This window comes from Falsiroseomonas tokyonensis (assembly GCF_019024325.1).
In the GTDB taxonomy this organism is placed as follows: domain Bacteria; phylum Pseudomonadota; class Alphaproteobacteria; order Acetobacterales; family Acetobacteraceae; genus Falsiroseomonas; species Falsiroseomonas tokyonensis.
This window is the reverse complement of sequence record NZ_JAFNJS010000002.1, coordinates 674494-689947: the sequence shown is the minus strand read 5'-3', so window position 1 is coordinate 689947 and position 15454 is coordinate 674494. Positions and strand designations below refer to the sequence as shown.

Annotated in this window: 10 protein-coding genes and 1 tRNA gene; 3 read left to right on the top strand and 8 right to left on the bottom strand. The window is 70.2% G+C overall.

Translation table 11 applies throughout. From position 1 onward, the window contains the following. Positions 1-9 precede the first annotated feature (9 nt). The 5 genes from clpP to J3S20_RS09445 form a co-directional block, all read right to left on the bottom strand. Positions 10-651, bottom strand: a complete 642-nt coding sequence (gene clpP, locus J3S20_RS09465) for an ATP-dependent Clp endopeptidase proteolytic subunit ClpP (RefSeq protein WP_216836186.1) — start codon at positions 649-651, stop codon at positions 10-12. Between the two features lie 294 nt (positions 652-945). Next, positions 946-2292: a trigger factor gene (gene tig, locus J3S20_RS09460; RefSeq protein ID WP_216836185.1), complete on the bottom strand. Its 1347-nt coding sequence runs from the start codon at positions 2290-2292 to the stop codon at positions 946-948. 145 nt (positions 2293-2437) lie between these two features. Beyond that, positions 2438-2518 (bottom strand) — tRNA-Leu (locus J3S20_RS09455). A gap of 12 nt (positions 2519-2530) precedes the next feature. Continuing rightward, on the bottom strand, positions 2531-3580 hold the full coding sequence (locus J3S20_RS09450; protein WP_216836184.1) for a class I SAM-dependent methyltransferase: 1050 nt from the start codon (positions 3578-3580) through the stop codon (positions 2531-2533). Then, positions 3577-5961, bottom strand: a complete 2385-nt coding sequence (locus J3S20_RS09445; protein WP_216836183.1) for a 1-deoxy-D-xylulose-5-phosphate synthase N-terminal domain-containing protein — start codon at positions 5959-5961, stop codon at positions 3577-3579. Before J3S20_RS09445 ends, J3S20_RS09450 begins: the two co-directional genes overlap by 4 nt. A 261-nt stretch (positions 5962-6222) precedes the next feature. On the opposite strand from J3S20_RS09445, the gene J3S20_RS09440 reads away from it, so the two are divergent. The 3 genes from J3S20_RS09440 to J3S20_RS09430 are packed head-to-tail and all read left to right on the top strand — an operon-like array spanning position 6223 to position 9226. After that, on the top strand, positions 6223-7749 hold the full coding sequence (locus J3S20_RS09440) for a sensor histidine kinase (protein WP_216836182.1): 1527 nt from the start codon (positions 6223-6225) through the stop codon (positions 7747-7749). After that, positions 7746-8183: a response regulator gene (locus J3S20_RS09435; protein ID WP_216836181.1), complete on the top strand. Its 438-nt coding sequence runs from the start codon at positions 7746-7748 to the stop codon at positions 8181-8183. Before J3S20_RS09440 ends, J3S20_RS09435 begins: the two co-directional genes overlap by 4 nt. Then, the gene (locus J3S20_RS09430; RefSeq protein ID WP_216836180.1) at positions 8180-9226 is read left to right on the top strand and encodes a sensor histidine kinase; all 1047 of its coding nucleotides are present in this window, start codon (positions 8180-8182) and stop codon (positions 9224-9226) included. Before J3S20_RS09435 ends, J3S20_RS09430 begins: the two co-directional genes overlap by 4 nt. A gap of 28 nt (positions 9227-9254) precedes the next feature. Here J3S20_RS09430 and J3S20_RS09425 read toward each other — a convergent pair whose 3' ends face one another. The 3 genes from J3S20_RS09425 to J3S20_RS09415 form a co-directional block, all read right to left on the bottom strand. Next, the gene (locus J3S20_RS09425) at positions 9255-12434 is read right to left on the bottom strand and encodes a chemotaxis protein CheB (RefSeq protein WP_216836179.1); all 3180 of its coding nucleotides are present in this window, start codon (positions 12432-12434) and stop codon (positions 9255-9257) included. A 296-nt stretch (positions 12435-12730) separates the two neighbouring features. After that, positions 12731-13945 carry an MFS transporter gene (locus J3S20_RS09420; RefSeq protein ID WP_216836178.1) on the bottom strand — a complete coding sequence of 405 codons (1215 nt, stop codon included), beginning with the start codon at positions 13943-13945 and terminating at the stop codon, positions 12731-12733. Between the two features lie 59 nt (positions 13946-14004). Continuing rightward, on the bottom strand, positions 14005-15444 hold the full coding sequence (locus J3S20_RS09415; RefSeq protein ID WP_216836177.1) for a malonyl-CoA decarboxylase: 1440 nt from the start codon (positions 15442-15444) through the stop codon (positions 14005-14007). Between the last annotated feature and the right edge of the window lie 10 nt (positions 15445-15454).

The following is a 15454-nucleotide window of genomic DNA, read 5'->3' as shown; positions in this document are numbered from 1 at the left end:
CGAGGGCCCTCAGATCTTCACCGAATCGGCGGGCGGCACCGGGCGCTGCTCGACCACCTGGTCGATCAGGCCGAAGTCCCGGGCCTCCTCGGCCGTCATATAGGTATCGCGCTCCATCTTGGCCTCGATCTCCTCGAGCGGCTGGCCGGTATGGTGCACGTAGATCCTGTTCAGGCGTTCCCGCGTCTTCAGGATCTCCCGCGCCTGGATGGCGATGTCGCTGGCCTGCCCCTGGGCGCCGCCGGAGGGCTGATGGATCATCACCTGGCTGTTCGGCAGGGCGAAGCGCTTGCCCTTGGCGCCGGCGGTCAGCAGCAGGCTGCCGGCGGAGGCCGCCATGCCGACGCAGACCGTGGAAACCGGGCTGCGGATGTACTGCATGGTGTCGTACATCGCGAGGCCGGCCGTCACCACGCCGCCCGGGCTGTTGATGTAGAAGGCGATTTCCTTGTTCGGGTTCTCGCTTTCCAGGAACAGCAGCTGGGCGCAGATCAGGGATGCAACCTGGTCGAAGATCGGCCCGGTCAGGAAGATGATCCGCTCCTTCAGCAGGCGCGAATAGATGTCGTAGGCGCGCTCGCCCCGGGCCGTCTGCTCGACGACCATGGGGACGAGGTTGTTGTAGATCTCGACCGGATCGCGGTCACGCATGGTGGTCCCTTTCATGCCCGTCCGTCGCCGGCCTGGGCGCAATCCCATGGCGGAGGCGCCTGGCCCCAGCCTGACAGCGAATCTCTGCCATTCCCTTTAAGATGGGGAAAGCCGCGCGAACCGCAAAGCCCCCCCCGGACGGCCCCCAGTCCCAAGGCCCCGACCGGCGGCCGGAACTGGGGTGCCGGGCGGGCGAAGGCAAGGGCGCCGCCCGGCCGGAAACAGCAACGGGGCGGAGCCTGGATGGCGCCGCCCCGTGCAACCAATCGGTCCGGCAGCCCCGGACGGCCACCCTCAGGCCGCCGCGTCGTCCTGCGCCGTCAGCGCCGCGGGCTCGACCTGATGGTCGGTCACCTTGGCCAGCTCCAGCACGAAATCGACCACCTTCTCCTCGAAGATCGGCGCGCGCAGGCTCTCGATCGCCTGCGGGTTCTTGCGGAAATACTCCAGCACCTGCTTCTCCTGGCCCGGATAGCGGGAGGCTTCCTGGCGCATCGCGCCGGTCAGCTCCTCATTGGTGACCTGGATGTTGTTGGTGCGGCCGATCTCGGACAACAGCAGGCCGAGGCGGATGCGGCGCTCCGCAATCGCGCGGTAGTCCGCCTTCAGCGTCTCCTCGTCCTTGCCCTGGTCATCGGCATCCAGCCGGCCGGCCTTCAGGTCCTGCTCGACGCGCTGCCAGATCTGGGCGAATTCGCCCTCGACCATGCCGGGCGGCACTTCGAACACGGCCTTCTCGGCCAGCGCGTCCAGCAGGGCGCGCTTCACCTTCATCCGGGCCAGGCCGTCATATTCGCCCTGCAGGTTCTCGGCCACCTTGGCGCGCAGGCTGGCGATGTCCTCCAGGCCGAGCTTCTTAGCGAAGTCGTCGTCCATCGCCGGCAGCTTCTTCACCTTCAGCGCCTTGGCGTTGATGGCGAAGACCGCATCCTTGCCGGCCAGGGCGGCGGAGCCGTATTCGGCGGGGAAGGAGACGTTGATCTCCTTCTTCTCGCCCGGCGCCATGCCCTCCAGCTGCTCGGTGAAGCCGGGGATGAAGCCCTCGCCGGCCACCTCGATGGGGGTGTCGGTGGCGGTGCCGCCCGGGAAGGGCTCGGACAGGGTGCCATCCTCGTTCTTGGTGCGGCCCTCGAAGTCCACCACCAGCATCTCGCCCTTGGCGGCCGGGCGCGCCTCGGCCACGTCCTCCAGCTCGGCCAGGCGGCCGGCCATGGTGGCCAGGAAGGCGTCGATCTCGGCATCGCCCGGCGTCGCCTTCTGCCGGTCCAGCGCGATCGAGGCGAAGTCGGGCATCGGGATCTCGGGCAGCAGCTCGAGGTCGATCTTGTATTCGAGGTCGGCGCCCTCGCTGTAGTTCACCAGCTCGATCTTCGGCTGCATGGCCGGCCGCAGGCCGCGATCGGCGATCACCTGGCGCGTCGCGTCATCCACCGACTGTTCCAGCACCTCGCCGGCTACGGCCTGACCGTAGCGCTGCTTGACCACGGCGGTGGGCACCTTGCCGGGGCGGAAGCCGGGCAGGCGCAGGTCGGCGCCCAGCTCCTTCAGGCGCTTCTCGCGCTTCTCGGCCAGGCTCGCGGCCGGGACGACGACCTGGAACGTCCTTTTCAGCCCCTCGGCGGGAAGCTCGGTGACCTGCATTTCTGACCTTCTTCGTGCATGGAGGCGCCCATGACGGGCGCAAGACGCTTTGAGGCCCGCCCCGTTACCGCCCAAGGGCGCGCGGGGCAATGGGCGATGGCCTGAAACCGGGCCTATGGCGGCGCCGGGCGGCCCCGGTGGGACCTGCGGGCGGAGGGACTCGAACCCCCATGGCTTGCGCCACTGGTACCTAAAACCAGCGTGTCTACCGTTCCACCACGCCCGCGCCGGTGGCTACCTATCCCGCCATCGGCGCCGTCGCCAAGCCCGGCCGGCGGAGGACGAACATATTGGACAGCCAGAGCGTCGGGTCGGAGGTCACCACATGGGCATCCTCCCGCACCTCCAGCACCTCCAGCCCCGCCGCCGCCGCCAGGGCAAAGACCTCGCGCTGGGGCAGCATGTGCATCTCCATGTCCGCCGCGCCGGTCGCCGCCATATAGGTGTCGATCGCGAAGGCGTAGCCGTTGCGGTGGGTCGGCACCTGGAAGATGGCCACCCCGCCCGGCGCCAGGCCGGCGAAGGCCAGGCGCAGCAGATGCGCGATGACCGGCGGCGGATTGTGCTGCAGCACGATGCGGCTGTACCAGAGATCCCACTGCCCGCTCGGCATCGGGCCCTGCATGGTGCTGGCGTGCCAGCGGATATTGGTGAGGCCCCGCTGCTCCGCCTCGCGCTGGGCCAGGTCCAGATGCGGCTGGGAGATGTCGCAGCCGACCACGGTCTGGAACAGGCTGGCCAGCGCCAGCGTGGCGCGGCCAACGCCGCAGCCATATTCCAGGCAGCGCGGAAGGCTGGCGGGGTCGATCCCGTGCCGGGCCAGCAGGCGGCGCACCAGGTCGAGGTCGCCGGCGCCGGTCGCATAGAAGGCCTTGCGGTTCTCGGCGATATTCTCCGGCCGGAAGCGGTCATTGGTCAGCACGGACCAATGCGGCGCCTCCTGTCCCACGCGGGCCCAGTAGCTGCCCACCCGCTGCAGCATCGCGGCCAGGCGGGGGCCTTCCGCATGCACCTCCACCGGCACCGGGTCGGGCGCGAGCGGCATGGCGGTGGAAACGGTGCGCGGCCCCTCAACCTGCTTGAGGAAGCGGCGGAATTCGTCGGACTTCACGAATCGGGCGCGCAGCTCCGCCCGCGTCGGCTTGCTGGCCAAGTGGCGCAGCACCACCGCCTCGTTCTCCGGCTCCCGGCCCAGCAGCATGCGATAGGCGGCGCGGACATCTTCCGGCGTCGCCTGCGGCGCGGCGGGGCGGGCCTGAGGCGGCTGGGGTGGACGGGTCAGGCTCATTGGCCGAGCACCGCGGCGGCGCAGGCATCCAGGATGGCGGCGGCGTCCAGCCCATAGGCGGCATAGAGGTCCGGAAGGTCGCCGGCCTGGCCGAATCGGTCGACGCCCAGCGGCACCACGCGCTGGCCGCGCACGGCACCCAGCCAGGCATGCGCCGCCGGATGGCCGTCCAGGATGGTGACGAGGGCGGCGTCGCGGTCCAGCGGCGCGAGCAGCGCCTCGATGGCGGAGGGGGCGGCGCCCCTGCCCTGTCGCGCCTGGCGCCGGCTTTCCAGCCAGCCGGCCTGCAGCCGGTCCGGGCTGGTCACGGCGAGCAGCCCGGCATCGGGCACATCCTCCCGCACCGCGTCGAAGGCCTCCCGTACCTCCGGCGCGATCGGCCCCTGATAGGCGATGGCGAGCTTGGCGCCTGGCCCGGGCGGCACCAGCCAATAGCCGCCGGCGATGACGCCGGCCGGGTCCAGCCGGCGTTCCGGCTGCGCCAAAGCGCGGGTGGACAGGCGAAGCCAGACGGCGCTGCCGTCGGGCTTCTGCATGTGGTCGAAGGCGAAGCGCATCAGGATCGCGAGCTCATCTGCATAGGCCGGTTCATAGGCCATCAGCCGGTCCTGGGCGATTCCGATCAGCGGCGTATTGACCGACTGATGCTGGCCGCCTTCCGGCGCGAGGGTCAGCCCGGAGGGCGTTGAAACCAGAAGAAACCGCGCATCCTGGTAGCAGCCGTAGATCAGCGCATCGAGGCCGCGGTTGACGAAGGGATCATAGACCGTCCCCACCGGCAGCAGCCTTGCGCCATAAAGGGAATGGGACAGCCCCAGCGCGCCGAGCAGCAGGAACAGGTTCTGCTCGGCGATGCCCAGCTCGATATGCTGCCCCTCCGGCCCCATGCCCCAGCGCTGCGCCGAGGCCAGCTTGGCATCCCGAAAGACGTCATTCTTCAGGTGGCGGTCGAAGATCCCCCGCCGGTTCACCCAGGGGCCGAGATTGGTGGAGACGGTGACATCCGGGCTGGTGGTGACGATCCGCTCGGCCAGCGCCGCATTCTCCCCCTGGCCGCGGCCGATCTCCGCCAGGATCTCGCCGAAGGCGCCCTGGGTGGACATCATCCGCCCCGGCGGGATGCGCGGCGCCGGCAGGGTGGCGGGCACCGGGATGGTCTCAGACCGCAGTTGCCGCCCTTCCGGCGCCAGGGGCTGGGCGAAGGGAAGGCTGGCGAGAAAGGCCTGCAATTCGGCCTCCGGGATGTCCAGGCCCTCGAACCGATCCCACTCATGGCCATCGCGGATGCCCATGGCCTGCCGGAAGGTCGCCATTTGCTCCTTGGTCATCAGGCCCGCATGGTTGTCCTTGTGCCCCGCAAAAGGCAGGCCCATGCCCTTGATGGTATAGGCGATGAAGCAGGTCGGCTGGTCGCCCTCGGCATCCGCGGCCCGAAAAGCCTCGGTCAGCGTCTCGATGTCATGGCCGCCGAGGTTCGTCATCAGCGCCGCCAGCTCGTCATCGTCCAGCGGGTCGATGATGGCGCGCACCCCCTCGATGCGGCCGAGCTCGGCCAGGATGGCCCGGCGGAAGGCGGCGCCGCCCTGGAAGGTCAGCGCGGCATAGAGGCTGTTCGGGCAGTCGTCGATCCAGCGGCGCAGCGCCTCCCCATCCTCCCGCGCGAATGCGGCTTCCAGCTTGCGGCCGTATTTCAGGGTGACGACGTTCCACCCCATGTCGCGGAACAGCCCCTCGATCCGGCCGAACAGCCGGTCCGGCACCACGCTGTCCAGGCTCTGGCGGTTGTAGTCCACCACCCACCAGACATTGCGGACGTCGTGCTTCCAGCCTTCCAGCAGCGCCTCGTAGATATTGCCCTCGTCCAGCTCCGCATCGCCGACGATCGCCACATGCCGCCCGGCCGGAAGCTCCGGCCGCCCCAGCCCATGCAGGCGCACATAGTCCTGCACCAGGCTGCCAAAACTGGTCAGCGCGACGCCGAGGCCGACGGAGCCGGTGGAGAAATCCACCTCCGCCCCGTCCTTGACGCGGGAGGGATAGGGCTGGATGCCGCCGAACTGGCGCAGGGTGGCCAGCTTCTCCCGGTCCTGGCGGCCGAGCAGGTAGTTGATGGCATGGAAGACCGGCCCCGCATGCGGCTTCACCGCCACCCGGTCCTGCGGCCGCAGGATCTCGAAATACAGCGCCGCCAGGATGGAGACGGAGGAGGCGCAGGAGGCCTGGTGCCCGCCCACCTTCAGCCCGTCCCGGTTCGGCCGCAGGTGGTTGGCGTTGTGGATCATCCAGGCCGAGAGCCAGAGCAGCTTGCGCTCCAGCGCATGCAGCAGGCGAAGGCGGTCGGCGGGCGAAGCCTGGGTTCGGATCGGCCGTTCCACCGTCATGCTGCTGCTCCTCGGCATTCCGTTTCCGCCGCCAGCATAGGGGGGGTAGCGACGGGTGCGAAGCTCTCCGCATGCCCGCCCCGGGCGGGTGGCGGCAGGGGGCGAAGCGCCCGGGTTCCGGAAGGCGGGACCGCGACCTGGCCTCACCGCCATGTGAAGGTCGGGAGCGGATCGGTTGCAGGCGCGCTCTTGTGCCGCCACCCTACACCCGGCGATGTGGCTGCCCTTGGTGGCCTCCTGCAATGAAACCGAAACGGATCCATGACCTGGACAGAGGCCACCTTCGGCCGGATCACCCTGGCACTGACCGCGCTCGGCTTTGCCCTTCTGCTCGCGCTTGGCGTCGCCTTCGTCTGGCTGGTGCAGGAAACCCGTAGCTATGCCGCCGCGGTGGTCGCCACGCAGCAGATCCGGGTCGCCGCCACGGACCTGCTGGGCGTGCTGCAGGATGCCGAGACCGGGCAGCGTGGCTACCTGCTGACCCGCGACCCCGCCTACCTGGCGCCCTTCACCGATGCCGAGTCCCGTTATGACGAGGCGCTGCGCGACCTGGCCAGCCAGGTGACCGCCGATGGCGGGCGGGTTGGCCCGCAGCGGGAGCTGCGCATACAGGTCGAGGCCAAGATGGCCGAGATGAGGGAGACGGTGCGCCTGGCCCAGGCCGGCGACCAGGACGCGGCCCTGGCCATGGTCCGCGGCGGCCGCGGCAAGGCGCTGATGGATGAGATCCGCCTGCTGCTGAACGGCGTGGAGGAGCGGACCCTGGCGCGGCAGGCAGGGCGCAGCCAATCCCTGCAGCGCACCGGCGGGCTGCTGACCTGGTCGGCCATCGCCGGCCTGATGGTGATCGGGCTGGTCACCCTGGGCACGCTGCGCATCGCGCGCAGCTATACGCGCGACCTGGGCGCGGCGCAGGCGGCGCTGCAGCGGGCCAATGCCAGCCTGGAGCAGCGGGTGCAGGAACGCACCGGGTCCCTGATGGCGGCGAATGAGGAAATCCAGCGCTTCGCCTATATCGTCTCGCACGACCTGCGCGCGCCGCTGGTCAACGTCATGGGCTTCACGCAGGAGCTGGAGACCGCCATCGGCACGGTGCGGGAAGTGGTGCAGCGCGCCGAGTCCGAGGCGCCGCAGCTGGTGACCCAGGAGGTGCGCGACGCGGTGCAGGAAGACATCCCGGAGGCGATCGGCTTCATCCGCTCCTCCACCAACCGCATGGACCGGCTGATCGGCGCCATCCTGGCCCTGTTCCGCGAGGGTCGCCGCCGCCTGACGCCGGAGCCGGTGGCGCTGCAGGGGCTGCTGGAGGGCATCTCCGGATCGCTGCAGCACCAGCTGGACCATGCCGGCGCCGAACTCCGCCTGCAGCCCCCTTTCCCCACCCTGCAGACCGATCGCCTGGCGATCGAGCAGATCCTGGGCAACCTGCTGGACAACGCCACCAAGTACCTGCAGCCCGGCCGGCCCGGCCGGATCCTGGTGCGGGCGCGGCGGGAGGCCGGGATGCATGCCATCGACGTGGTCGATAATGGCCGCGGCATCGCAACCCGCGACCATGCGCGCGTCTTCGAACTGTTCCGCCGCTCCGGCCCGCAGGACCAGAAGGGCGAGGGCATCGGCCTGGCCCATACCCGCGCCCTCGCCCGCCGCATGGGCGGCGATATCCGCCTGGCGTCCCGCCTCGGCGAGGGCTCCGTCTTCACCCTGTTGCTGCCGGATGCCCTGCCGGCGCCCGACCCGGCGTCCAATCCGAACGGCGCACCCCAGCTGGAGGACCAGCCCGCATGAATGTTTCCGCCCAGGCCGTCACCATCGTCATGATCGAGGACGATGACGGCCATGCCCGGCTGATCGAGAAGAACCTGAAGCGGGCCGGCGTCTACAACGAGGTGCTGCACCTGAATTCCGGCACCGCCGCGGTCGATCATCTGTTCGGGCCGAACCGCCAGGGCGGCGCGCCGGTGCTGGTGCTGCTCGACCTGAACCTGCCGGATATGAGCGGCATCGATATCCTGGCCCGGCTGAAGGCGGACCCTGAGTTGCGCCTGGCGCCCGTCATCGTGCTGACCACCACGGATGACGACCGGGAGATCCGGCGCTGCTATGAGCTCGGCTGCAGCGTCTACATCACCAAGCCGGTGAACTACGAGACCTTCGCCCAGGCGGTCCGCCAGCTGGGCCTGTTCCTCGCCGTCATCCAGGTGCCGCCCACCGCCCCATGACCGATCGCGCCTCCCGCATCCTCTATATCGACGACGACCAGGCGCTGTGCCGGCTGGTGCAGCGTGCCCTGGCGCGGATGGGGCACGAGGTGGTGACTGCCAATGGCGGGGATGAAGGGCTGCAACTGGCGCGGGAAGGCGGCTTCGCCGCCATCTGCCTGGATCACTACATGCCCGGCGCGGATGGGCTGGAGACGTTGGCGGCGCTGCACGCCTTGCCCGATCCGGCGCCGGTGATCTTCGTGACCGGCGCGGACGAGACCCGCGTCGCCGTCGCCGCCCTGCGCGCGGGGGCCGAGGACTTCGTGGTGAAGACCCCGGGGGAGAGTTTTCTCCTGCTGCTCCACCGCGCCATCGAAGGTGCCGTGGACCGCGCCGCCATGCGCCGCCGCCAGGCCGATGCCGAGGCTGAGGTGCGGGAGGCGCGCGACCGCGCCGAGGAACTCGCCGCCAGCCGCGCGCTGCTGCTGCAGGAGGTGAACCACCGCGTCGCCAACAGCCTGCAGATCATCGCCAGCCTGACGCGCCTGCAGGAAGGCGCGGTGGCGGACCCCGCCGCGCGCGCCGCGCTGGCCGCCGTGCGCCACCGCATCGCCGCCGTGGCCCAGGTGCATCGCCGGCTCTATACCTCGGCCGATGTGCGCGCCGTGGCGCTGAACGACTATCTGGGCGGCCTGCTGGCCGAGATCGGCCGCAGCGTGGAAACCGCACGCATCGACTTCACCGGTGCGCCGCTGGAAGTGGCGCCGGACCGCGCCGTCTCGCTGGGTGTCATCCTGTCCGAGCTGGTGACCAATGCGCTGAAATACGCCTATCCGGACGCACCGCAGGGCGGGCCGATCCGGGTGACGCTGGCCATGGAGGACGGCGCCGGCGTGCTGCGGGTGGAGGATGACGGCATCGGCGGCGCCGGGGCGGAACTGCCCGCCGGCACCGGCCTCGGCGGGCGCATCGTGCAGGCCATGGCGCAGACCATCGGCGGGCTGGTGGAATTCGCCGGTGGGCCGGGCTCGCGCATCACGGTCCGCTTCGCGCTCACCTGAGGCCATTGGCGTCAGGCCCCGCCGGGCCTTACCGCTTCAGCTGCGGCAGCAGCGTATCGCCCTCGTCCCGCCGCGGCGGGCCGTTCAGCGGCACGTCCAGCGTCGTCACGCGCTCGCCCTCCACCTGGTGCTGCGTCATCCTTCCGCCCAGGTCGTGCTTCAGCAGCCGGTTGATCAGCGCCGTGCCGAAGCCGCGCCGGTGGTCGGGCCGCATCGACTCCGGCGGCTGCTCCGGCGGCGGTGGGACGCCGCGTTCCGTCCAGGTCAGGTGCAGCCTGGCCGCCGCGCCCTGCCCCTCGATCCGCCAGCCGATCCACAGCTGCCCGAGTGGCACGGAAAGCGCGCCATGCTTGCTGGCATTGGTGACCAGCTCGTGCAGCACCATGCCCAGCGTCAGCGCCACCTTGGGCCGCAGCGGCACGACGCCGCCGCCGAAGCTGATGCGGCCGGTGCGGTCGGCGTGCGGCGCGACCTCCTTCGCCACCAGCGCCTCCAGGTCCACGGCGGTCCAGCCCTGTTCCCCCACCAGCTCATGCGCCCGCGCCAGGGCCTTGATGCGGCCTCCGAAGGCGGCCGAGAAATCCTCCAGCGACGTGGCATGGCGGATGGTGCTGGAGGCGACCGCCTGCACCACCTGCAGCATGTTGCGGACGCGGTGGTTCAGCTCGTCCACCAGCGTGCCGAGGATCTCGCCCTCCACCACCTTGGTGACGTCGAAGAAGGTCAGCACCACGCCATCCACCTCGCCTTCCGCCGTGCGATAGGGCAGCAGGCGCATCAGGTAGTGCACCTGGCCGTCGCGCGCCGTCACGCGGCGTTCCATGGCGGTGCGTTCATCCAGCACGCGGCGCACTTCCCGCCGCAGGTCCACCGCGTCCAGGTGGCCGTTGAAATCGGTCACCGGGCGGCCGCGGTCACCGGGCACCAGGTTGAAGATGCTGGTCACCGCCGGGGTGAAGCTGCGGATCACCATGTGGCGGTCCAGGAACAGCGTCGCGATCTGCGTGCTGTCGAACAGGTTGTGCAGATCGGCATTGGCGCGATCCAGCTCGTCGATCTTGCCCGAGAGCTCGACATTCGCCGCGCGCAGCTCCTCGTTCACCGATTGCAGCTCCTCCTTCGAGGTTTCCAGCTCCTCGTTGGTGGATTGCAGCTCCTCGTTCACCGAGACCATTTCCTCATTGGCGGAGGTCAGCTCCTCGGTCGCCGTCTCGTATTCCTCGGTGATCGCCTGCAGCTTCTCCCGCACCTCGCGCAGCTCGCGCTCCAGCAGCAGCACATGGCCCTGGCCCGCCGTATCCACCGGCGCGCCAGCCAGCGGGACGCCGGGGAGATCGGTGAAGACGACGAGGAAGTGCCGTTCCACCGTCTCCCGCGCCTCCATCGGCGCGATGGTCAGGGCGATGCTGGTGCGGCGCTCGCCTTCCTCGACCTGCACCAGGGGGCGCACCACCGTGGCCTGGGTTTCCAGCGCCTCGCGCAGCGCCGAACGCAGGACGGACCGCAGGCCGGGGCGCGCCATGGCCACCAGCTGGCGGCTCGGCCGGCCGCTGGCGGGTTCCAGGTAGCGGCCGAGATGTGCCGACTGGTGCAGCACGTCGCCATCGCGGTTCACCACCACATGCGCCGGCGCGAAGCGTTCGAGCACCACCGCCTCCGCCGCCTGGCGAAGCTCCGTCCCGCGCGAGGCTGCGGGCGGGCGCGGCGGGGGGCGGGAGGGCCAGACCCGCACCGGTCCGCGCGGCGCCACCAGCAGCCGCGCCGCCGGACCGTCCACGGCCACGTCGTCGCGACGGCGATAGATGCGATGCACCTTGTCCTCGGATCGGAAAAACTGCGCGTGGCGCAGGATGGTCTCGGCGATGCCGAGGAACAGGAAGCCGCCCGGTCGCAGCGCATAATGGAACAGCGGCACCACCTGGTCCTGCAGCTCCGCCCCCAGGTAGATCATCAGGTTGCGGCAGGAGATGAGGTCGATGCGGGAGAAGGGCGGGTCGTTGATCAGGCTGTGCGGCGAAAAGACGCAGAGGTCGCGCAACGGCCGGGCCACGGCGTAGCTCGCCGCATCCACGGTGAAGTGCCGCGCCAGCCGCTCCGGCGCGATGCCGGCCAGCAGCGGCGCCGGATAGCGGCCGCGGCGCGCGATGGCGAGCGCTGCCTCGTCAATATCGGTGGCGAAGATCTGCGCCCTGGCGCCGCCGGGATGCGCCTCCATCCATTCCCGCAGCAGGATCGCCAGGGAATAGGCTTCCTCGCCCGTGGCGCAGCCGGGCACCCAGATGCGCACCACCTCCTCGGGCCCGCGTCCGGCGAACAGGCGGGGGATGACCCGCTCCGCCAGGGCGGCGTAGGCATCGGGGTCGCGGAAGAAGCTGGTGACGCCGATCAGCAGGTCGTGGAACAGGCGCCGCGCCTCCTCATGATCCACGCGCAGGCGGGCGGTATAGGCCTCCAGCCCCGGCAGCCGCAGCACCTGGATGCGGCGCTGCACGCGGCGGAAGAAGGTGCGGTCCTTGTAGCCGGAGAAATCGTGCCCCACCGCCGCCTGCAGGATCTCTGCGATGGCGGCATGCGCGGCCGCGCTGGCCGCCTGGCTCAGCCGCTCATAGGCGGGCTCGGCGAAGGTGTCGGACAGCTCGGCCAGCCGCGCCGCGATCTGTTCGGAGGGCACCACCAGGTCCACCACCCCGGCGGCGATGGCGCTGTGCGGCATCTCGACGAATTGCGGCGTGATGCCGTTGCTGCCCTGCGCCATGCTCAGGCCGCCCGCGGCCTTGATGGCCTTCAGCCCCAGCGTGCCGTCGCTGCCGCTGCCGGATAGGATGATGCCGATGGCGCATTCCTGCTGGTCCTCCGCCAGCGAGGCAAGGAAGACGTCGATCGGATGCCGTTCGCGGCCGCGCTCCATCGCCTGCGGCCGCAGCAGGATGCGGCCGCCCCGCAGCGTGATGATGGCGTTCTGCTGCAGCACATAGGCATGGCCGGATTGAAGCTGCAGCCCATCCTCGGCCGCCACGATCGGCAGGTCGGTGCAGTCGCGCAGGATGGCGGGCAGCGCGCTGAGATGGCCGGGGGCCAGATGCGTCACCACGACGAAAGCCATCGGCATGGGCTGCCGGATGGCGCGAAACAGCGACCGCAGCGCTTCGACGCCACCGGCGGAGGCGCCGATTCCAACAATGGGGAAACGCGCCGGGGGCTTGGTCATGTCATCCTGACAGTTGTGTCGGAATGGGCGGGCACACTGCTGGACTTATCGGCTCGCCTGCTGCTCCCGGAACCGATGCGAGGCCATCTCGTTCGAAGAGCGCAGATTTTTACGCGCCTGTCGCCGAGTATCTTAATATTTATCCTCGGAGTCTGTCACCTTCGCGTGAGACAGAGCGAGCTTTTTCATTGTTCTTGCAATCAGCGTGATCCGCACGCCGCGACCGTTCCGATATTCTGCCAGACGCCTGCCCGGCCGGGCCCTGACAGGAAGCAGCCCGCCACCCGCGGCGGCGCTCAATCCTCGGGCGGCCGGCGCCACCAGCGCCGCGTCAGCGCCAGGGCACAAAGGCCCTCGATCCCGATCACCATGGTGGCGAGCGGCGCGCCCAGCCAATGCGCCATGGCCCCCAGATGCAGGAAGCCGATCAGCCCCAGCCCGATGCAGGCGGACAGCACGCCCAGCGCGCGGGACCGCATCTCGGGTGGCGCCGTGGTATAGACCAGCGTCGCCTGCATCGCCGCGAAGGCGGCGCTGCCGACGCCCACCAGCAGCAGCGCCAGCGCCGCCGGCACGGCGGAGGTGATGGCGGCGAAGACGGCGAACATGCCGCAATACATGGCCGTGCCGCCGACATAGATGGCGCGGTACCAGGCCGGCCGCACCAGCGGCACCAGCAGTGCCGCCCCCAGCAGCGCCCCCAGCCCGTCCATCCCCGCCAGCAGGCCCACGCCATCCGCGCCGAGGCGCAGCTGTTCCTGCCCGATCACCGGGATCATGGAGGAGACGGGCCAGGCGAAGAGGTTGAAGATCAGCGTGACGATCATCACCCCCGCCATGCCCGGCGTGCGCAGCACCAGGCCGAAGCTCTCCCGCATGTCGCGCAGCACGCTGGCCTGGCGCGGCAGCACCGTGCTGCGATGCGTCAGCCGCAGCGCCGCCAGCACCGCCAGCGCATAGAGCCCGCCGCAGAGCAGGAAGGCCGGGCCGAGGCCCGCCGCCGCCAGCAGCGTGCCGCCCAACGCGGGCCCGGCGATGCGGCTGGCATTGTTGCAGACGACATCGAGCGAGACGGCCCGCGCCATCCGGTTGGCGCCCACCACCTCACCCAGCATCATCCGCCGCACGGGATTGTCCGCCGCCCAGACGATGCCGGCGATGAAGGAGGCGACGGCGAGATGCCAGACCGCCAGCGCGCCGCCCAGCGCCAGCGCCGAAAGCCCCAGCGCCACCACGCCCTGCACGCCGAGCATCGCCAGCAGGGCCGAACGCCGCTGCACGCGATCCGCCGCAACGCCGAGGAAGGCGCCGAACAGCCCCATCGGCAGCAGCCGCAGCAGCGTCATCATGGCGACCAGGAAGGCCGATTGCGTCTGCTGCCAGACCACCACGCCGATCACCAGCATCTCCAGCCAGCGGGCGATGGAAACCAGCAGCCCCACCAGCAGGATGCGCCGGAAATCCGGCACGCCCAGCACGCCGCGCGCACCCGTTCCCTGCAAGGCATCCATCCGACGTTCCCGCGGCGATCCTCGCAGCCGCGGGCGGAAGGCTCAAGCCGTGGGAAGCCTCAGATGAATGCCTTGGCCAGCTTGCGGATGGCCGGTGAGGCCGCGCGCCTGCCCTCGCCGGCGTAGTCCTCGTGGTAGTCCTCGATCTTCGCCGGGTCGTAGCGGTAGTTCACCATCAGCCCGCAGGATTCGCGAAAGCCCTTCTCGGAGGTATCGCCGCGCCAGTTCAGCCGCTCCACGCGCGCGCCGTTGGAGAGATGAAAGTGCGCCACCGGGTCGCGCGCGCGCTTGCCGCCGCGGCCCGATTCCGCCAGCAGGTAGCGGGCGCAGGCGCGCAGCAGGATCGGCTCCAGGCCCTTGGCGGTCGCCTCCACCCGCGCCCAGCCGCGGCGCGCGATCAATCGGCGCAGCGTCTGTGGCGCCGTCTCCGCCACCGCCTGGGCGGGATCGGCGCCGGGGGCGGCGATGGCGGGATCGGGCGGCGCGGCGGCGCGCAGCGCCTGGGCCTCCTCTTCCGTCAGCAGCGTCGTGTCGCCGGCTTCCAGCTTCTCCTCCAGCCAGGTGCGGAAGCCGGGGATGGGGGAAAGCGTCGCGAAGCAGTCCAGATTGCCGAATTCCGCGCTCAGCAGCTCCACCACCCGCTTGATGAGGAAATTGCCGAAGGAGATGCCATCCAGCCCGCGCTGGCAGTTGTTGATGGAATAGAAGACCGCGGTATCCGCCTGGCGCGCATCCAGCAGCGGCGCCTTCTCGTCCAGCAGGCTCTGCACGCTGGCCGCCATGCCCTGCACCAGCGCGACCTCGACGAAGATCAGCGGCTCATCCGGCATGCGGGGGTGGAAGAAGGCGTAGCAGCGGCGGTCGGAATCCAGCCGGTTCTTCAGGTCGCGCCAGGTGCGGATGCGGTGCACAGCCTCATAGCCCACCAGCTTCTCCAGCAGTTCGGCTGGTGAGGTCCAGTCGATGCGGCGCAGCTCCAGGAAACCCACGTCGAACCAGCTGGCCAGCAGGCCACGCAGATCGCCTTCCAGCGCCTGCAGCATGGCCTCGCCCTGCATCCGCGCCAGCAGGTCGGCGCGCAACTGCACCAGGAACTTCACGCCATCCGGCAGGGTGGTGAATTGCGTCAAAAGGCGCAGCCGCGGCGGCTCCAGCACCCGGCGCAGCCGCGACTTGGCGGCGGCACGGGTTTCCGCATCCGGCGCGTTGGCCACCGCTTCCCAGGCCTTGGCGACGGCGGCGGCATCCGAATCGAAGCTGGCGAGTGCGCGCAGGAATTCGCCGCGCGTCGCATGGTCGCCCGCCAGGTAGCTCTGCGCCAGCCGCGCGGCGCGGGACCGGGCGGAGACCTCGCCGCCCTTGGCATCCAGGCAGGCGCGCATCTGCGCGGCCATGCCCTCGTCGCCCGCGGGGGCGGAGGAGGCGATGTCGCGCCAGATCGATGTCACGCGCCGCAGGGCCCGGTCGATGAACCCTGGCGGGGCCGCCACATCCGACATCACGGAACCT